The 19,313-nt window shown below is 60.8% G+C and carries 16 protein-coding genes and 1 riboswitch; of the genes, 8 read left to right on the plus strand and 8 right to left on the minus strand.

Features of this window, described 5'->3' with window-relative positions; all coding sequences use genetic code 11:
- Positions 1 to 114 precede the first annotated feature (114 nt).
- Positions 115 to 606 carry a hypothetical protein gene (locus I3J13_RS21580; protein WP_003520865.1) on the minus strand — a complete coding sequence of 164 codons (492 nt, stop codon included), beginning with the start codon at positions 604 to 606 and terminating at the stop codon, positions 115 to 117.
- 172 nt (positions 607 to 778) lie between these two features.
- Between I3J13_RS21580 and I3J13_RS21585 the strand changes: the two genes are divergently transcribed.
- From I3J13_RS21585 to I3J13_RS21615, 7 genes are all read left to right on the plus strand, one after another.
- On the plus strand, positions 779 to 2,731 hold the full coding sequence (locus I3J13_RS21585; protein WP_174057939.1) for an AfsR/SARP family transcriptional regulator: 1,953 nt from the start codon (positions 779 to 781) through the stop codon (positions 2,729 to 2,731).
- Positions 2,732 to 2,739: 8 nt separating this feature from the next.
- On the plus strand, positions 2,740 to 3,168 hold the full coding sequence (locus I3J13_RS21590) for a hypothetical protein (protein WP_003520863.1): 429 nt from the start codon (positions 2,740 to 2,742) through the stop codon (positions 3,166 to 3,168).
- A 37-nt stretch (positions 3,169 to 3,205) separates the two neighbouring features.
- Positions 3,206 to 4,405 carry a YcaO-like family protein gene (locus tag I3J13_RS21595; protein WP_196380207.1) on the plus strand — a complete coding sequence of 400 codons (1,200 nt, stop codon included), beginning with the start codon at positions 3,206 to 3,208 and terminating at the stop codon, positions 4,403 to 4,405.
- On the plus strand, positions 4,402 to 5,112 hold the full coding sequence (locus I3J13_RS21600) for a TfuA-like protein (protein ID WP_196380179.1): 711 nt from the start codon (positions 4,402 to 4,404) through the stop codon (positions 5,110 to 5,112). The genes I3J13_RS21595 and I3J13_RS21600 overlap by 4 nt, the downstream gene beginning before the upstream one ends.
- The gene (locus I3J13_RS21605) at positions 5,109 to 6,254 is read left to right on the plus strand and encodes a hypothetical protein (protein WP_196380208.1); all 1,146 of its coding nucleotides are present in this window, start codon (positions 5,109 to 5,111) and stop codon (positions 6,252 to 6,254) included. Before I3J13_RS21600 ends, I3J13_RS21605 begins: the two co-directional genes overlap by 4 nt.
- 126 nt (positions 6,255 to 6,380) lie before the next feature.
- A complete protein-coding gene (locus tag I3J13_RS21610) occupies positions 6,381 to 6,818 on the plus strand; it encodes a helix-turn-helix domain-containing protein (protein WP_196380180.1) in 438 nt (145 codons plus the stop codon).
- A 94-nt stretch (positions 6,819 to 6,912) separates the two neighbouring features.
- A complete protein-coding gene (locus I3J13_RS21615) occupies positions 6,913 to 7,146 on the plus strand; it encodes a hypothetical protein (protein WP_020811749.1) in 234 nt (77 codons plus the stop codon).
- 191 nt (positions 7,147 to 7,337) lie between these two features.
- On the opposite strand, the gene metE is transcribed toward I3J13_RS21615, so the two are convergent.
- From metE to xylF, 4 genes are all read right to left on the minus strand, one after another.
- Entirely contained in the window at positions 7,338 to 9,686 is a 2,349-nt protein-coding gene (metE, locus tag I3J13_RS21620; protein ID WP_196380181.1) for a 5-methyltetrahydropteroyltriglutamate--homocysteine S-methyltransferase, read from the minus strand.
- Between the two features lie 100 nt (positions 9,687 to 9,786).
- Positions 9,787 to 9,998: riboswitch (cobalamin riboswitch) on the minus strand.
- 61 nt (positions 9,999 to 10,059) lie between these two features.
- The gene (locus tag I3J13_RS21625; protein WP_196380182.1) at positions 10,060 to 10,842 is read right to left on the minus strand and encodes an ATP-binding cassette domain-containing protein; all 783 of its coding nucleotides are present in this window, start codon (positions 10,840 to 10,842) and stop codon (positions 10,060 to 10,062) included.
- An 18-nt stretch (positions 10,843 to 10,860) separates the two neighbouring features.
- Positions 10,861 to 12,174, minus strand: a complete 1,314-nt coding sequence (locus I3J13_RS21630; protein WP_196380183.1) for a sugar ABC transporter permease — start codon at positions 12,172 to 12,174, stop codon at positions 10,861 to 10,863.
- 243 nt (positions 12,175 to 12,417) lie between these two features.
- A complete protein-coding gene (gene xylF / locus I3J13_RS21635; protein WP_059753660.1) occupies positions 12,418 to 13,458 on the minus strand; it encodes a D-xylose ABC transporter substrate-binding protein in 1,041 nt (346 codons plus the stop codon).
- Between the two features lie 243 nt (positions 13,459 to 13,701).
- On the opposite strand from xylF, the gene I3J13_RS21640 reads away from it, so the two are divergent.
- Positions 13,702 to 14,934 carry an ROK family transcriptional regulator gene (locus I3J13_RS21640; protein WP_196380184.1) on the plus strand — a complete coding sequence of 411 codons (1,233 nt, stop codon included), beginning with the start codon at positions 13,702 to 13,704 and terminating at the stop codon, positions 14,932 to 14,934.
- A 19-nt stretch (positions 14,935 to 14,953) separates the two neighbouring features.
- On the opposite strand, the gene I3J13_RS21645 is transcribed toward I3J13_RS21640, so the two are convergent.
- The 3 genes from I3J13_RS21645 to scpA all read right to left on the minus strand — a co-directional run bounded on the left by I3J13_RS21645 (position 14,954) and on the right by scpA (position 19,241).
- Positions 14,954 to 16,498 carry a glycerol-3-phosphate dehydrogenase gene (locus I3J13_RS21645; protein WP_196380185.1) on the minus strand — a complete coding sequence of 515 codons (1,545 nt, stop codon included), beginning with the start codon at positions 16,496 to 16,498 and terminating at the stop codon, positions 14,954 to 14,956.
- 171 nt (positions 16,499 to 16,669) lie between these two features.
- Positions 16,670 to 17,086 (minus strand): methylmalonyl-CoA epimerase, encoded by a 417-nt coding sequence (mce, locus tag I3J13_RS21650; RefSeq protein WP_196380186.1) that lies wholly within the window; start codon positions 17,084 to 17,086, stop codon positions 16,670 to 16,672.
- Between the two features lie 13 nt (positions 17,087 to 17,099).
- Positions 17,100 to 19,241: a methylmalonyl-CoA mutase gene (gene scpA, locus I3J13_RS21655; protein WP_196380187.1), complete on the minus strand. Its 2,142-nt coding sequence runs from the start codon at positions 19,239 to 19,241 to the stop codon at positions 17,100 to 17,102.
- Positions 19,242 to 19,313 lie beyond the last annotated feature (72 nt).

A 19,313-nucleotide genomic window follows, 5' to 3' on the forward strand; every position in this document is an offset into this window, starting at 1 on the left:
AATAAAAATAAAAATATTCCCGGGTGACTTCCGATAAAGCCGCGCTTTACCGGACATGCCGCAATACGCGCATCCATGCCTTCCGCCCGTTGACCCAAAGAGCGCCCCCCGCGGTCAGGCCACCGGGACTCCCGGCAAACCACGCCTGCCCGCATAGGGTTTTGCCTCCCGCTGGATCAGGAAGACGGATTTTTCCACCGGCAGCGGCTCAATCGTCCGGTAACGCTGAAACCGCCTGGAATATTCGAACCGGATGAGCCTGTCGTCGAACTTGCCCGCCAGAACGCGATAGCCGTTGACGAATTCATTCAGGATTTCCAGTTCTTCTCCCCACACCCAGCCGCCGTAGGACGTCCCCTCATTCGAACGCAGCACGATCTCGAAAAAGTGCCCGCCCGCCACCAGCGGCATGCGAAAGAGAATATCGAGATTATCCTCGTCCTCATCGTCGCCCTTTTCCGCCGACAGCCTGGCATGCGCGACCTTCGCATGGACCAGCGCCGAGACCGGATAGAACGGACGGCCCTTGAACCACATGAATTCACTGACCGCATATCCGACATCGTCGGCACGCTGGTAAGGCTCGATACGCGGCTCGAAGGCCATGTAGCTTCCGTTAAACGCTATCACTGTCGAAAATTCCCGATGCCTGCCCGTCGCATGTCCGCTGTTTTCCACCCGTCATTCATGCTTCTGTCTGCGACAATAGGCAGGCCGCGTCACACCAGCGTCAAATGGAACGCTATGATGACTTTCAATTTCCCGGACACGTTGTTAGATGATGGTTCATGAGGGGACGAAAGTGGCTGGGAACGCTGAACTGATACCGATCCGGCTTTTTGGCACCCCGCGCTGTGATGCGGTGCGGGAGGCATTTTTTCCGTCCAAGGGCTTCGCCCTTACCGCCGCCCTCATCCTTGCGCCGAACCAGTCCCTTTCCCGCCAGCATGCCGCATCGCTTTTATGGGAAAATGTCGAGCAGAAAAGGGCTCTCGGCAATTTGCGGCAGCTCATTCTCCGCCTGCAGAAACTGCCCAATGAGGACGATGCCATCCTTCTGACCGAAGGAAACGACCTGAAGGCCGGCAAGCTGGCGCAGCGCACTGACCTTGCCATCTTCCTTGCCGGCGCAAGGGCGGAAGACCCGATGCGGCGGCTCAATGCGCTGCTCGAATTCGGCGGCGAGTTGCTGGAGGGGCTGGAGGCCGGGCAGGACCATCTTTATCTCTGGCTGCTTTCGGAGCGCCGCCGTCTCAGGGACCTGTTCTTTTCGAGCTACACCCAGCTTCTGGAGGAATTGACCCGCTTCGGTCGCGCCAGCTCGAACGACATCGCCAGACTTGCCGAATGCGCCTGCAAGATCGAACCGGAGCGCGAAGAAACCTACCGCGCCGCCATGGCGGCCTATGCGCGGATCGGAAATATCAGCGCCTGCGAGGGCATGTACCAGCTTCTGATGGAGCAGCTTCGTCAGGAGGGTCGTTCGCCGGAAGCGGAAACCGTGGCGCTGAGGCGGAGAATACAAAGTCTGGCCGCCACGATAACGGCCCCCGCCGAGCCGGAAGAAGGCAGTCGCCGAAAATCAATGGCAAAACCGCGTGTCGCATTCGTCCGCCCGGCACGGGTCGACGGGCAGCCGGTCTCGCCGGTCATGCATGCCTTCGTTGAGGATGTCGCCAACAGCCTTGTCCGATACCGAACCTTCACCGTCCTTTCGCCGCACAGCACCTTTGCGCTGGCGCATGACCGGGCCGATGACGGCTACGCCATGCTGCGGGCGGATTACCGCATCATTTCGACCGTGTTCGACGAAACCCGCATGTCGGTTGCGCTGATCGAGGATGCGAGCGGTGAAATCGTCTGGTCACTGGAAGCGGTCCTGACCGAACGGCATATTCACGCCGCCTTCCGGCTGCTCTCCAAACAGGTGGCGGCGGCGCTTGCCCGCGAAATCGAACGGCTTCAGGTGGAGCCCGACCGCAACCATAGCGGCGAGGCCTACCGGCAATTGCTGGAAGGCCAGCAGCTTCTGCGCGGCAAATGCGATCTGCCGCTTCTCAGAAGAGCCCGTTCGATGTTCCGCAAGGCCGTCGATCTCGACCACAGCATGGCGGTTGCCCGCGCCCGCGTTGCACAGAGCCTGCAACTGGAATGGCTGATGCTGGGCGGCAACGACCCCCATCTCCTGCACCGCGCCAAGGCGGAGGCCGATTCTTCCGTCGAGATCGACCCCGCCCTCGGGGTGGGCCACTGGATGTGCGCGGTGGTGGCGCTCTACCAGCGGGACTTCGACATCTCCGCCGAAAAATTCTTCGAGGCGGAGGCGCTGGCGCCCAATTCGGCCGACCTCCTGCTCCAGCATGCCGATGCGCTCGCTCATTTCGGCGATGCGGAAATCGCCTGGGAGAAGTTTCAGCAGGCCATCGACCTCAATCCGCTGGCGCCCGACATCTACTGGTGGGCCGGCGCCAGCATCGCTTTCAAGCGCGAGGATTACGGCACGGCGGTGGAACTGTGCGGGCGGATGGAAAATGACGAGCCTGCGCTACGCGTCCTCACCGCAAGCCACGCGCTGCATGGCGATCTGGCCTCCGCTCGGGAATCCGGCAACAGGCTTCAGGAAAACTATCCGGGTATGACGGCGAGGGAGATCAGCAGCCTGTCTCCAGACCGAGACCCGATAGCGAATGAAAAATTCTATCACGCACTTCGATTAGCTGGGATCAAATAGGAGATACTATGTCCTCGCATTTCTTCATTGTCGGAAAAAAGGGTTTCGGCGTTCTCTTCATTCGCACGGCGCCGCTCAGGGTTGCGTCCGTGTCGCATGAGACGATTGCCGCCTATGAAGCCAGCCATCCCGGCGTGGATGGCTATGCCCGCGTGGCAGCCGCCGCAAAGTCCATGCTCGTTCGCCAGAACGGCCAGCCGGAAGCGGAACTGGACCAGGTTCAGATTCAGGGCATCGAAGCCCTCGTCTCCGGCGGTGCCGTGGTTTCCGAAGCCGATTTCGCCTTCATCGGCGAAGTGAACGACGCCGGCTGGGATTTCAACCGCATGGTACAGGCGCCGATCGAAGCGGCCCTGAAGGCTGTCGGCCCGGCCGGCTCCGTCACCGGCGAGCTGTTCGACGCCATCCTTGCCGACGACAGCAACACGGCGCCCTGATCGCGGTCTCGCAGCCTTGACCGGCGCCGATGCTCCCATATCAGCGACAGCGGCTTCAAGGCATGTCGACGCTTCGTTCTTCGATCCCGGACTGCTTCGGCGGTTCGGGATTACCCGTGTTGGCGACGTGACCGGCCTCGATATTATCGGCATTCCCGTCTGGTTCGCGGCCCGGCCCAATTCGCGCGGGCTGTCGGTCTCGCAGGGCAAGGGGCTTGTCACGGAACAGGCCCGGCTATCGGCGATCATGGAGGCGATCGAAGGCGCGGTTGCCGAAGAAACCCGCAAACATATCGCCGCCTTCAGCTCCGTTCAGGAGATGCGGGACAAAGGGGTTCCTCTCATTCCCTTCGAAACCGTTGGCAGGGTCGATCCGGACGCGCTCGATCCGCGAAAAGAACGCGCCTGGGTGAAGGGCACATCCATTCGCCGGCAGGGGGAGGTTTTTGCACCTTACGAACTTGTCGGCATGGATTTCCGGGTGGATTTCCCATGGGACCGGCAGGCCTTTCGCATGAGTTCCCAAGGGCTCGCGGCGGGGTTCGACCATGACCATGCGGTCCTCCATGCCCTGCTCGAACTCATTGAAAACGATGCCTGCTTTCTCGTCGACACTTTCGAGACGCGCGCCATCGCACCGCGACCGATCCTCATTCCGGCGGGCGTCGATCCTTCCTTCGACGGTCTTGTTCAGCACCTTTCGGATATCGGCCTGCCGCCGTCCTTCTTCGACATGACGAATGGGCTTGGCGTGCCGGTGGCGATGGCGAGCCTGCCCCGGTCGCTTCAGGCACAGGACGGGCCAGCCACCCGCAGCGCCGCGGGCGCCGCCTGCCGGCCTGATATCCATGGCGCTGCCATTGCAGCCTTGCTGGAGGCGATCCAGTCGCGATTGACCGATATCAGCGGCGCGAGGGACGATCTTTCTCCTCTCCGCTACCAGCGGGATATGGTTGCGGCCGGGTCTTCGGCCGCCGGCGTGCAGCCGATGGAAAGGGTGCCAGCCAATCTCGATTTTATACATGACGCCGCGTCTTCGCCGCCATGGCGTCAGCTTGCGACACACCTGTTCGCCGGCGGCATCGAGGATATCTATGTCTTTCCGCTGGAAACGGAGGTATCCGGCCTGCATGTCGTGCGGGTTCTGGCAAGCGGCCTTGCTCCGGCCGGCGGCGGCCTGCAACACATCTCGCAGCGCACTCTCGATCACCTGCTGACCGTCGGGGGCCTCGGATGAAACCGGTGGTTTTTGCAGGCCCGTCCATCCACGGCATCGCAGCCGAGCATATATCCGGTCTCGATCTTCGCGGTCCGGCCGCCTACGGCGATATTTTCGATGCGGTTCGGCAAGGCGTCGGAACAATCGGGCTGATCGACGGGCTTTACGGCGATTGCGCCGCCGTCTGGCACAAGGAGATCCTGTTTGCACTGGCGAGCGGCGTCACCGTTTTCGGCGCCGCCAGCATGGGGGCGCTCAGGGCGGCGGAATGCGCACCCTTCGGCATGATCGGCATCGGCGAGATTTTCGAGGCCTATCGGGATGGGCGGCGTTTTTCCGATGCCGATGTGGCAGTGAGCCATGCACCCAGCGCGCTCGATTACCGCCCGCTGACAGTCGCGCTGGTCGATGCCGAGGCGACGCTTGCCGTCTGCCGCGATACGGTCGCAGAGGAATATGACGCGCTCACGCACGCAGCCAACAATCTGCATTTTACCCGCAGGACATGGCGCGCCATCGCCGCGGAAGCGGGCCTCGGCTCCCAGACGGCGAATCTGCTCGCGGCGAATGCGGTTTCCGTCAAAAGAAACGATGCGGCCAGGCTTCTGGCAACGCTCACGGGCGAAATGTTGCCATCCCCACCGCCGCCATCATGGAAGCTTCAGAATACGATGTTTTTCCAGCAATTGGCGGCAAGGCGGGCGGCAGGGGACAAAAGGTCTTGAGCACCATCCGGCTCCTGCCTCTGATGCCCGATTGCGGCGGGCAGATCCGCACGATTGCGCTCGCACTACCCGCCTCTTTTTTTGCGGAAAACAGGGCCGCTGACACTGTTTTACCGCTCGTTCCAATCGGAAATCTGCTCTCGGCCCTGCCTGCAGATATCACCGCCGTTATCGTGACCGATCGAGCCAGTCTCGGGTCAGCACGCGTCTGGCTTAGCAGCCTGCCAGCCTCTTGCAGCACCGAGCTGATACCCCTTGCCGGAAACGACAGCATTTCGCATCCATGGATACAGGACATGTTCCATGTGCGTGCGGTTGATGCTGCGGCGGAATTCGTCCTGGTGGCGGAGAAGGCCATCGGCGTCAGCCTGGCCGAATATCTGGGAGCGGCAACCACGCATTCGGATGTCGCCTTGGCAGGGGGCAACCAGCTTGTCGGCCCGGATTTTCGACTGGTGGGCCATTCCAGCCTGCAGGATGACAGGGGGATCGGAAGGAATGCGGCCATCCCTTCGCAGCGGTGGCGAAAAATTCAGGCTCTGGACGGCAGAAACATCTTCAGTTTCGGATATCGGCCGGAAGATCTCGGCAAAATCCCGGTCTCCTCCGATTTTTCCGCGATGGAAACTTGCGGAGCGGAGATTGCCGGCGAAAAAATGCACCAATGCGGCTTCCACGTTGACCAGTTCGTTTCCGTCACCGGTCTGAGAAGCGGCGGCCGGCCGCTATTGCTCGTTGCCGACCCTGTCGCGCATGGCGGATGCAATGCCCGCGCCGCAACCGAGCTGAAAAGAAAACTGGACGCCTCGGTACTTTGGCTCGCCCGGCAGGGCTTTGCGATCGAACGAAATCCCATCCCGCTTTCGCCGGCCATCGACACCAACAAATGCCTGCCCAGACTTTACAACAATGTCCTTCTTGAAAATGTCATACGTTCCGGTCAGAAACGGCCATTCGTCTGGATTCCGCATTTCGGCGATACCGAGTCGCTTGAGGAATTCGATGCAATGAACCGAGAAATTTGGGACAGAATCGGCTTTCAGACCATCCGCGTGGCCGGATGGAGCCATCTTTCCAGCCGCAACGGTGCGTTGCGTTGTGCAACAAAAATAATAAATCGCGGCCCGGACACGCGATTATGAACGAAAAATCGTGCAATTTCGTCAATAAAGCGTCATAATACCCGTGGAAATTGTGTTGAATGTATACCTTCAACAATATTAATTGATAATCATCGGATTTAAGAACCTCAACCGGAGGAATTTGTAATGCACGCCAAACTACCCAGCCCGATCGACGTCCATGTCGGCGCACAAATCAGAATGCGCCGCAAGTCGCTCGGCATGAGCCAGAGTGCGCTGGCCGGGCGATTGGGCATCACCTTCCAGCAGGTCCAGAAGTATGAAAAGGGCGCCAATCGTGTCGGCGCGTCCCGTCTGCAGGCCATTGCGTCGATTCTCGGCGTTGAGGTCAGCTCCCTGTTCGCCAATGCCACGCCCGATGGCGACCCGGCCAATCCGGCCCTTGGCACGATCAATGCCATGCAGACCTTCGTGGCCTCGAATGAAGGCTTTTCGCTCAACCAGGCCTTTTCGCGCATCAAGAGCGCCGCCGTGCGCAGAAGCATCGTCGCTCTCGTGACATCGCTCGCCGCCACTGAAGCGGCGGAAAACGTCGCCGCGCCGGCGGACAAAAACGACGATTGACGCAGGTGTGACGCTCGCGTGACGCTCGATGTGGTCGAAAATGAACAACGCAACATTATCGCGTTTTCATACTGTCGACTGTCGAGAGGGAATCATGGCGGCGTCTACCACAGCTATACTTGAACAGGACAATGCAGACGAGATTCTGGCGCTCGGGCGGATGGTTTCCTATCTTTGCCAGCGCTCGAAATCTCTGGAACTGGGCATGTCGACCTATTTCCTGGAGATGGCATTGTTGTCGCTGGCTCAGGACATCAATCAGCAGGGTCTGCCGCCGGTAAGCGCAGAGCTGAATGTCGGCGCCTTCGCTCAGGCCGACCTGCATTGAACGCTTTCGCAACGGCGTAAATCCGCCGGGATTGAGCGTTTCCACACCGATCTCCAGTCGTAGGCCCGGAAACGTTCATCTGCCTGTCCGGCTGGCTCCATCCTCCCGGAGAGGCTTTCATATGCCCTCCCCCACATTTTCCCGGCGGAAGCCGTGATGGAGGCCCGGTTCTCGCCGGGCCTCCATTCATATCAGAGCACCGCGCGGCGAAGCTCGGCAGCGGCGGCGACCATGTTGACCAGGGCCGGCCTGACCTCTTCCCATTTACGCGTCTTCAGGCCGCAATCCGGATTGATCCAGAGCTGCCGGTCGTCAAGCCGCTCTCGCGCCAGCGCCAGAAGATCGACCATTTCTCCAACCGCCGGCACACGCGGCGAATGGATGTCGTAGACACCGGGACCGATCTGGTTCGGGTATTTGTAGGTCCGAAACGCATCCAGCAATTCCATCTTCGAACGCGAGGTCTCGATGGAGATCACGTCGGCGTCCATGGCAGCAATGGCATCGATGATCTGGTTGAATTCGGAATAGCACATATGGGTGTGAACCTGTGTGCGGTCGCCCACGCCGCTGGAGCAAATGCGGAAGCATTCCACCGCCCAGCCGAGATAATCCTGCCAGTCCCGGTGCCGAAGCGGCAGTCCTTCACGAAGAGCTGCCTCATCGATCTGGATCATCTGCGCACCGGCCGCTTCGAGATCATTGACCTCATCGCGGATGGCGATCGCGATCTGGCGGCATGTCAGGCTTCTGGCGATATCGTCGCGGACGAAGGACCAGTTGAGGATCGTCACCGGCCCGGTCAGCATGCCCTTGACGGGTTTGTCGGTGAGCGACTGCGAATATTCCCACCAGCGAACCGTCATCGCTTTCGGACGCGACACGTCGCCGAAAATAATGGGTGGACGCACATAACGCGAGCCGTAACTCTGCACCCATGCATGCTGGGTGAAAGCGAAACCGGAAAGCTGTTCGCCGAAATATTGCACCATGTCATTGCGCTCGAACTCGCCATGCACGAGAACGTCGAGACCGATTTCCTCCTGCCAGCGAATGGTCATTTCGGTTTCCTTCTGCAGGAATTTTTCATATTGCGCATCCGTCAGCGCGCCCTTGGAATGCGCCGATCTGGCCTTGCGCACCTCCGGCGTCTGCGGGAAGGAGCCGATGGTCGTCGTCGGGAAAAGCGGCAGCGCAATGGCCTGCGATTGCACTTTCTGCCGCTCGGCAAACGGGCTCACCCGCTTCCTGTCGGCCTCGCCAATCGTCGCGATACGCTTCTGCACGGCGGCGTCCGTCACCTTCGGCGAGGATGCACGCGCGGCAACGGCCTTGGAGGCAGCCTCCAGTTCCGTCGCGACAGCAGCCTTGCCCTTACCGAGAGCCCTGCCAAGCGTGGCAAGTTCGCCGAGCTTCTGGGTGGCGAAGGAAAGCCAGCTTTTCAGATCGGCATCGAGGCCGGTTTCCAGTTCGAGATCGACCGGGACATGCAGCAGCGAGCAGGACGGCGCGATCTGAAACGCCGCCGCACCGCGTGCCGCGATCACCGGTTCCAATCGGGTAATAATTGCGGCGAGATCAGCGCGCCAGATGTTGCGGCCGTCTATAACACCCAGCGACAGGACGCGATTTTCCGGCAAAGCCTTCAACGCCGTCTCCAGCGCATCGGGTGCTCGCACCAGATCGACATGAAGGCCCGCGACCGGCAGCGATGCGACGGCTTCGAGATTGTCCTCAAGCCCACCGAAATAGGTGGCGAGCAGGATTTTCAGATCCGGCGCGGCCTTCGACAAAGCCCGATAGGCCACGGCCAGCGCGTGCCGCTCCCCCTCGGAAAGATCGAGCACGGCGACCGGCTCGTCGATCTGCACCCAGTCGGCACCGACCGCGCGCAGGCGACGCAGCAGCTCTTCATAGACGGGCAGCAACCTTGCCAGCAGATCGAGAGGCTTGAAGGCTGCCTCGCGCGCCTTGGCAAGCTTCAGGAACGTGACCGGGCCGAGAATGACCGGACGCGTATGGATGCCGAGCGCCTTCGCCTCAAGGAAGTGGTCGACCGGCTTTTGCGAGGTGAGCACGAAATGCTGATCCTCTGAAACCTCCGGCACCATATAGTGATAGTTGGTGTCGAACCATTTGGTCATTTCCAGCGCGGGAACGCCCTGACCATGATGCGAATGTCCTTCATGCCCATGGCCGCAGCCTGCATGCCCTTCGCTCTGGCTGCCGCGCGCCATGGCGAAATAGTTGGAGAGGGAAACATCCCCACCCGCCCATCCATAAAGGGATGGAATGGCGCCCACCATCACGGCCGTATCGAGAACGTGATCGTAAAGGGAGAAATCGTTGGACGGGATATGGGTAATCCCCTTCTCACGCTGAAGCGCCCAGTTTTCGGCGCGCAGCCTAGCTGCGGTTTCGAGCAGTTCCGTCTCGGAAATCTTGCCGGACCAGAAGCCTTCAAGCGCGAACTTCAGTTCGCGATGGCGTCCGATCCTCGGAAAACCGAGCGATGCGACTGGAATGGTCTTGTCTGGCATTGTCATACCCCATTTGGTTGTGGGGGCATGGGTAAAGCGGACGCGTGCAGGCCCGGCCTGTGCCGGACCATAGCAGCAACCACCGGGACACCCCGCCCGTGGACGTTATTTTGTCCTGGCAGGTCTCCTGGCTTACGGGTCGTCGCCTTTGTCCGTCTTCCCGGGGTTTACCCCAGTGACGTGTTGGACAAAGGCTCGCCGCTTACAGTTGCGGGGGCAGCTCCGGTCTTGCCGATCGTCGGCGCACCGGATTCCCTCTTAGCTCCGGGATCGAACAAACAAGCCCGGAGAACCATGACACCCGCATTTCTCACCACGGGTGCCACGATGTCAATAGACATAAAGAAATCTTTATATCTTTATTTCACTGAGTTCAGAGCGCGACCGCACCCGGCCCCGGCACCGCACCGGTCGGCACCTTGCCCAGAATGATCATGCCAAGCACCTCGTCCTTGGTGACATCCTGCGTGCGGGCATGGCCCACCACCTTGCCGTTCTTCATCACGAAGACCCGGTCGGCCAGATCGAAGACATCGTGAATATCGTGGCTGATGAGGAAGATGCCGATGCCCTGCCGTTTCAGCTCCTTGACGAGATCGCCCACCTGCGCCGTTTCCTGCGGCCCGAGTGCGGCCGTCGGCTCGTCCATGATGAGGATGCGGGCATCGAACAGAATGGCGCGGGCGATGGCGACGGATTGCCGCTGGCCGCCCGAAAGCGCCTTCACCGGTTCCTTGAACCGCCGGAAATTGGGGTTGAGACGCCCCATCACCTCGCGGGCCGAGGCTTCCATGGCGACATCGTCAAGCGTGCCCCATTTCGTCTTCAGCTCGCGGCCGAGATAAAGATTGGCGGCCGCATCGACATTGTCGGCCACGGCCAGCGTCTGGTAGATGGTCTCGATACCGTATTTCTTGGCATCGCGGGGATTGCGGATATCCGCATCCTCGCCATTGATGAGGATATCGCCGCCATCGCGCCGATAGGCGCCGGAGAGGATTTTGATAAGGGTCGATTTGCCCGCGCCGTTGTGGCCGAGAAGGGCGACCACCTCACCGGGGAAAAGATCGACAGAGGCGTTTTCCACCGCATGGATACCGCCGAAGGAAATGGAAATATTGCGCATTTCCACGAGGGGCGTGACTTGGTCCGTCATAGGAGTTCTCCTCGGTTCTTACTTGGCGCGGGCGCGGTAGATGGTGTCGAGCCAGACGGCGACGACCAGAACCACACCGACGACGATGCGCTGGAAGGGCGTATCGATGCCCACCAGCACCATGCCGGATTGCAGCGACTGCATGACGAGCGCGCCGAGCATCGCGCCCGCTATGGTTCCGACACCGCCGGCAAGCGAGGTGCCGCCGATGACGGCCGCCGCGATGGTGTAAAGCTCGTCCAGCTCGCCCTGGGCATTGGTCGCCGCATTGAGGCGGGCGGTGGAGATGGCTGCGGCGATGGCGCACAGAACGCCCATCAGCGTGAAGATCTTCACCGTCACCCAGCGGGTCTTGATGCCGGCGAGTTCGGCTGCTTCCGGATTGCCGCCGATGGCGAAGACATAACGTCCGAAGCGCAGCCGTGTGGCGATGAAGGTCATGACCGCACCCACGGCAAGCGCCATCAGCACCGGAATGGCGATACCGTGCGAAATGAACAGACCGCCTTCAGGCCAGGCGATGCCATTGGCATCGGCATAGTTGCGGGCGATGTTGACCGGCCATGGATAGCTGTTGACCACCGCCACGAAACCGATGACGACAAGGCAGCCGAGCGCGGCCAGAAAATATTCCGCCCAGACGGGCCGCAACGGAAAGCCGAAACGGCGGCGCTGATGGCGGGAATTCAGGATGGCCGCAATGATGGCGACGCAGGCGATGACGGCGGCGATCCAGCTCCATGTCGCACCAATCGAACCGCTGGTGCCGCCGCCCATCAGGCGGAAGGTCGAATCCATCGGCGCCACGGTGCGGCCGCTGGTGATGAACCACGTGCCGCCGCGCCAGACCAGCAGACCGCCGAGCGTGACGATGAAGGACGGCACGTTGAGGAAGGCGATGATGGAGCCCTGCAGCATGCCGATGGCGCCGCCGACGAGAATACCGACCATAAGCGTGACGATCCATGTGGCCCAATGTTCGAAGCCGAGGATCTGCGGCAGGATTTCCGCCTGCATGACACCCATGATCATGCCGGAAAAACCGAGGATCGACCCGACCGAAAGGTCGATGTTGCGGGTGACGATGACGAGCACCATGCCGGTCGCCATGACGGCCACGGACGCGGTCTGCACGGAGAGGTTCCAGAGGTTTCGCGGCGTCAGGAACAGCCCGCCGGACAGGATATGAAATCCGATCCAGATCAGAAGAAGCGCACCGACCATGCCGAGCAGCCTGGTATCCAGCTCGGTGGCGTTGATGAAGCGCGTTATCGAGCCTGTTTTTTCCGTCTTTTGCGACGTTGTGGAATTGGATTGGGTCATATCGGCCATGAACTGCCGGTGCTCCTTACATCTTAGAGCGTTTTCGCTTTTCCCTGAATCGCGAAAACGCTCCAACGCTTTGTTCTGGCGCATTTCCGGACGGAAAACCGGGCTCCACTTTTCCTGGAAATGCTCTAACTCTTTGTTTTTACGCATTTCCGAACGGAAAACCGGGGCCCACTTTTCCTGGAAATGCTCTAAAGGCGCCGCGCCATGAACCATGGCGCAGCGCCCGAACCGGGACCTACTCGATCAATCGCAGGCTTTGACGGTTCCGGCCTTCACACCCTGGCAGGCCGTTTCCTTCTTGATCCAGCCGGCATCGATGACGACGTTCAGATTGTCCTTGGTGATGGCGATCGGCTTCAGGAAGACCGACTGCATCGTGACCTTCTTCGGGCCGCCATCAAAGGCCGTGACGCCCTTGATCTCCGTCATCTTCTTGCCGCCGGCCAGTTCCAGCGCGATGCCTGCCGCTTCCTTGCCGAGTTCACGGCTGTCCTTCCAGACCGACACCGTCTGCGTGCCGAGCGCGACGCGGTTCAGCGCGGCGAAATCGGCATCCTGACCGGAAACGGGAACCGAACCGGCCATGCCCTGCGCGGCGAGAGCGGCGATTGCACCGCCGGCCGTGCCGTCATTCGAGGCGACGACCGCATCGACCTTGTTGTTATTCTTGGTCAGGAACTGTTCCATGTTCTTCTGGGCATTTTCCGGCTTCCAGCCATCGGTATAGGCTTCGCCGACATTCTTGATCTTGCCGCCGTCAATGGCCGCCTTCAGCACTTCCTGCTGACCGGCGAACAGGAAGTCCGCATTCGGGTCGGAAGAAGAGCCCTTGATGAAGACGTAATTGCCTTCGGGCTTCACCTTGAAGACTTCGGCAGCCTGCAGACGGCCGACTTCCTTGTTATCGAAGGTGATGTAGAAGGCGTTCTGGTTTTCGATCAGGCGGTCGTAACCCACGACCGGAATGCCCTCGGCAACGGCCTTTTCAACGGCCGGGCCAATCGCGTCGCTGTCCTGCGCCAGAATGATCAGCGCGTTGGCGCCCTGCGAGATCAGCGATTCCACGTCGGTCAGCTGCTTTGCGGCGGATGATTGCGCGTCGGCGGAGATGTATTTCGCGCCGGCCTTGTCGAGCGCCGCCTTGATGGCTGCCTCATCCGTTTTCCAGCGTTCTTCCTGGAAATTCGACCAGGAAACGCCAACGACGAGATCGGCCGCGATAGCCGCGGTATGCAGGGAAACGAGTACGGCTGTACCCGCCAAAAGCTTGGCAAAAGAATTCATGATGTCCTCCCGGTAAGGGCGAAGCCCCACACCTCCATGCAGGAAAAACGCCCGGAAAAAGCTGCCGGTCTCTGTGGTTTCACAATTTTCTCGACAGTCGAGAAAATTAATGTCAGAGATTCCCCATGCTGTCAACAACGGCTGCGGGCAGCATCCGGGTGCCTTGATCTTCGCTCTGGCATGCGCCATCAGAGTGGATCAGCACGACAGGAAAAAGGCCGTTCAGGGAGCATGCCCCAGCCCATGTCCGCCATTGCAAGTACGGAACTGGTGCGCCAGAAAAACAGCCTGTCGGTGATGGCGGCGCTGCGCCTGCACGGCAGCCTTTCCCATACCGACATGTCGTCTTTCACCGGGCTTGCCTCCGCAACCGTCTCCGCCATCACCACCGAACTTGAGCGGGCCGGTCTCATTCTGCGGAAAGAGCAGCTCGCGACTGCCGGCCGCGGCCGGCCACGCATTCTCTTCGGCCCGCGCGGCGCTTTCTGCCATGTCGCCATCGTCATCATCTCTTCCGACAGCGTGCAATATTCGTTGGTCGATTATGCCGGCAAGCTGGTGGACCGCTTCACCGAACAGAGGATTGCGGCTGAGAAAGGCACATTCGGCGGCGCGATCCTCGCCGGCCTCGCAAGACTTGCCGATCGCTCGCGCATCGACCGGCACGATATCCTCCAGGTCTCGATCAGCAGCAAGGGGCTGGTGGATGCGGCCGCGGCAACTCTTGTCTGGTCGCCGGTTCTCGGTGACGAAAGGATCGATTTCCAGCGGCTGGTTTCCGGGGACGGCCGCATTCGCGTGACGCTGAACAACGAGACGCTGCTGGCCGCAAAAGCCATCTGGATGCGGGAGCAGGCACGGGAAAACCCGGCGCCGGAAGCCCTCGTCACCCTGTCGCTCGGCCACAGCATCGGCCTTGGCATCGCCCGCTCGACGGGCGGCGCAATCGAGGTCAGCGCCCCCAATTTCGGCCATATGCTGCATCTGGCCGACGGTGCACTGTGCCGTTGCGGCACCAAAGGCTGCATTGAGGCCTATTCCGGGTTTTACGCCATCCTGCGCTCTGCTTTCGAAGCTCCGCCGCAGGCGGAACCGGCGAAATTCGTGCCGATCGCCGAGGTGGACAAGATCGCCGCCTCGGCCCGCACCGGCGCCCGCATGGCGCGGTTCGCCTTCCGCACCGCCGGGCTTGCTCTCGGCAACGGTCTTTCGCGCCTATTCAGCCTGCATGGCCACATGCCGGTCTTCATCACCGGCCCCGGCACCCGCTATTTCGATCTTCTGGAAAGCGGCCTGCGCGACGGTCTGGCGCAGTCGCAGGCGGTGCGTTTCGGCGGCATGCCGAAAATCGCCATAGCGCCCAACGAGCCGGAACTGGTGTTCGAAGGGCATATGGAGCACGCGCTTTCAGCCGCCGACGACTATATCCTGAGCGCCGACGGCCCGGAGAGACCGGTGAAGAGTTCCGGGAGCTGACGGGGCAACCGGCGGATTTTCAGGCGCGCTCCGCCACGACTTCGGCCTTTTGTCCGCCACCCATCAGCATAGCCACGAACTCGTCGAGACCGGCAGCCTCGTCCTTGTTAAGGCGCAGGCCCTGTTTCGTGCGCCGCCAGAGAATGTCCTCGGCCGCGCAGGCCCATTCGTGCTCAACCAGCCAGCGCACCTCGCATTCATAAAGCGTGCCGCCGAAATGCCGGCCGAGGCCGGAGACATCGGTGGCGCTGCCCAACAGTTCCGCCGCCTTGGTGCCGTAGTTTCTGACAAGTCGCTCGGCATGGCGCCCATCGAGGAAGGGATAACGGGAGACGAGCGCCCGCACCTGCGCCTCATATCTCTCAGCGCCGAAATCGCCGCCCGGCAGGTGGGAGCCCGCCGTCCACGGCTTGCCCTTTTCGCCAATCGCCGCACCGATCTTTTCCAGCGCATGTTCCGCCAGCCGCCGATAGGTGGTGAGCTTGCCGCCGAAAATATTGAGGAGTGGCGCCTCACCCTCTGTCTCTTCAACCTTCAGCACATAATCACGCGTCGCTTCCTGCGCTTTCGATGCGCCGTCATCGAAGAGGGGCCGCACGCCGGAATAGGTCCAGACGATATCTTCCGGCCGGACCGGTTCGCTGAAATAGTCGCTGGCCGCGTTGCAGAGATAGGAAATCTCCTCCTCAGAGATGCGAACGCTGGCCGGATCGCTCTTGTAATCGCGGTCCGTGGTGCCGATCAGCGTGAAATCGCGCTCATAGGGAATGGCGAAGATGATGCGGTTATCAGGGTTCTGGAAGAAATAGGCGCGCGGATCGGAAAACTTCTTGCGCACGATGATATGGCTGCCCTGCACGAGCCGGACGTTGTGCACGTCGTTGCGGCCGAAGACGCCGGAAAGCACCTTGTCCACCCAGGGACCAGCGGCATTCACCAGCATGCGTGCTTTATGTGTCTCCGCACGTCCAGTTTTTTCGTCCAGTGTCTCGATGAGCCACAACCCGCCTTCGCGCCGTGCGGAAACGACCCGCGTGCGGTTCATGATCGTCGCGCCGCGATTAGCCGCATCGCGCGCGTTGAGGACCACGAAACGGGCATCATCCACCCAGCCGTCGGAATATTCGAAAGCTCTGGCAAAAGCCGGCTTCAGCGGCTTGCCCGCCGGATCCTTGCGAAGATCGAGCGTGCGGGTCGCCGGCAAAAGCTTGCGGCCGCCGAGATTGTCATAAAGAAACAGGCCGAGCCGGACCATCCATGCCGGGCGCACGCCGCCTTTCTGGATGGGCAGAACGAAACGCATGGGCCAGATGACATGCGGCGCCATGGCCCAGAGGATTTCCCGCTCCATCAGCGCTTCGCGCACCAAACGAAACTCGTAATGTTCAAGATACCGCAGGCCGCCATGAATGAGCTTGGTGGCGGCGGAAGAGGTGCCGGAAGCGAAATCGCCCTTTTCCGCAAGCGCAACGGAATAACCCCTGCCGACGGCGTCGCGGGCAATGCCGCAGCCGTTAATGCCGCCACCGATGACAAAAAGATCGAAAATATTCTCGCCGGACATAGAGCCTCCACGACGGCGTCGGGGATCGCGTCCCCATCGTTGAAAGACAATTGCCATAAAAACGAAAATAAAACGAATGTCAAAAGAAAACAAACGAAACACGTTCCGGCAAAGGCGAACGGCCGCTGCGCGCCGTCCACCGTATGGCCAGCCTCTTACGGGGTCTGTGTTTCAGCCATGTGTCGGGGAAACCTGCTCAAGCTCATAGAGCACACCGCCCATATCCTTCGGATGCAGAAAAAGAACGGGATTGCCATGCGCGCCGATCTTCGGCTCGCCATCACCCAGAATTCGAACGCCCTTTTTGACGAGATCGTCGCGCGCCGCGACAATGTCAGGCACTTCGAAGCAGAGATGATGCGTGCCACCGCCCGGATTTCTCTCGAGAAAAGCGGCAATCGGCGAATTTTCGCCAAGCGGATAAAGAAGCTCAATCTTGGTATTGTCAGCCTGAATGAAAACCACCGTCACGCCGTGTTCGGGTAGCGATTGCGGTTCCGAGACATCTGCGCCCAGCGCCCTGTAACGGGCAATGGCGGCATTAAGATCGGGCACCGCGATGGCGACGTGATTTAGTCTTCCGAACATGGCCGTCTCTCCCTCACGCGTTCCGCCGGATGCCTTCGAGCAGGTCGAGCACCTTGTTGGCGGCATCCATGACATTGGTGCCGGGGCCGAAAATCGCCGAGACACCGTGGTCAAGCAGGAACTGATAATCCTGCCGCGGAATGACGCCGCCGACCACAACAATGATATCGTCCGCGCCCTTCTGTTTCAGCGCCTCGACCAGCTGCGGCGCCAGCGTCTTGTGACCGGCGGCGAGTGACGACATGCCGACCACATGCACCCTGTTCTGGACGGCGAGATCGGCTGCTTCAACGGGTGTCTGAAACAGGGGTCCGGCCAGCACATCGAAACCTATATCGCCGAAGGCGGAGGCGATGACCTTCGCGCCGCGATCATGCCCGTCCTGCCCGAGCTTGGCGACCATGATGCGCGGCTTGGTGCCAATCCTCTCAGCAACACCGGAAAGCCGGGCGGCGAGCGTGGCAAGTTCCGGCTCGTCCTTATAGGCCTCGCCGTATATATCGCTCACCACCTCCGGCACGGCGGCATGGTCGCCGAAGGCCGCACGCAGCGCATCGGAAATCTCTCCCACCGTGGCGCGGGCGCGGGCGGCGACAACGGCGGCTTCGAGAATATTGCCCTTGCCGCTGCGGGCGATCTCGGAAAGCGCGTCCAGAGCTGAGCCGACCTCCTTGCCATCGCGGCGGCGGCGCGTTTCTTCGATGCGGCGGATTTGCGCGGCGCGAACGGCGGCGTTGTCGATATCGAGAACATCGATATCCTCTTCATTTTCGAGACGATAACGGTTGACGCCGACAATGACCTCCTCGCCCTTGTCCACCGCCGCCTGGCGGCGTGTCGCCGCCTCCTCGATCAATCGTTTCGGCAGGCCTTCGGCCACGGCTTTTGTCATGCCGCCCAGCGCCTCCACCTCCTCGATCAGCGCCCAGGCCTTCTCAGCCAGCTCATCGGTCAGGCTTTCGACATAATAAGAGCCGGCCAGCGGGTCGACGACCTTCGTGACGCCGGTTTCATGCTGGAGGATGAGCTGGGTATTGCGGGCGATGCGGGCGGAAAACTCCGTCGGCAGGGCAATCGCCTCATCGAAGGAATTGGTGTGCAGCGACTGCGTGCCGCCGAGCACGGCGGACATGGCCTCAAACGCGGTGCGGACGATGTTGTTATAGGGGTCCTGTTCCTGAAGCGAGACGCCCGACGTCTGGCAATGGGTGCGCAGCATCAGCGACGACGCCTTTTGCGGCTTGAACTCCTCCATGATGCGCGACCAGAGCAGGCGCGCGGCGCGCAGCTTGGCAGCCTCCATGAAGAAATTCATGCCGATGGCGAAAAAGAACGACAGGCGGCCGGCGAAATCATCGACATTCAACCCCTTGGCCAGCGCCGCCCGCACATATTCGCGGCCATCCGCCAGCGTGAAGGCCAGCTCCTGCACCAGCGTCGCGCCCGCTTCCTGCATGTGATAGCCGGAAATGGAGATGGAATTGAATTTCGGCATCTCCTTCGCCGTATATTCGATGATGTCGGCAATGATCCGCATCGAGGGTTCGGGCGGATAGATATAGGTATTGCGGACCATGAACTCCTTGAGGATATCGTTCTGGATGGTGCCCGAAAGGGCGGCACGGGGCACCCCCTGTTCTTCCCCCGCAACGATGAAACTGGCGAGCACCGGAATGACCGCGCCATTCATGGTCATCGACACCGAGACTTTTTCGAGCGGAATGCCGTCGAACAGAATTTTCATGTCCTCGACGCTGTCGATCGCCACGCCCGCCTTGCCGACATCGCCTTCGACGCGCGGATGATCGCTGTCATAACCGCGATGGGTGGCGAGATCGAACGCCACGGAAACGCCCTGCTGACCGGCGGCGAGCGCCTTGCGGTAAAAGGCGTTCGAGGCTTCGGCCGTGGAAAAACCGGCATATTGACGGATCGTCCATGGCCGGCCGGCATACATGGTGGCGCGCGGGCCGCGCGTGAATGGCGCAAAGCCCGGCAGGCTGTCGAGATGGGAAATCTTTTGAAGATCGTCAATCGTATAGAGCGGCTTGACCTCAATGCCTTCGGGCGTGTGCCAGACGAGCGTTTCCGGTGAACGCTTCAGCTCTTTTTCGGCAAGCTGCAGCCAATCCCGCACCGTTTTTTCACCCGACATGCATCTCTCCCCTTCTGCATTTCATTTTAGCACTGTGGCCGGTGATCGTGACGAAAATCGAACGATCCGCCC

It is taken from the genome of Agrobacterium leguminum (assembly GCF_015704895.1).
Classification (GTDB): domain Bacteria; phylum Pseudomonadota; class Alphaproteobacteria; order Rhizobiales; family Rhizobiaceae; genus Agrobacterium; species Agrobacterium leguminum.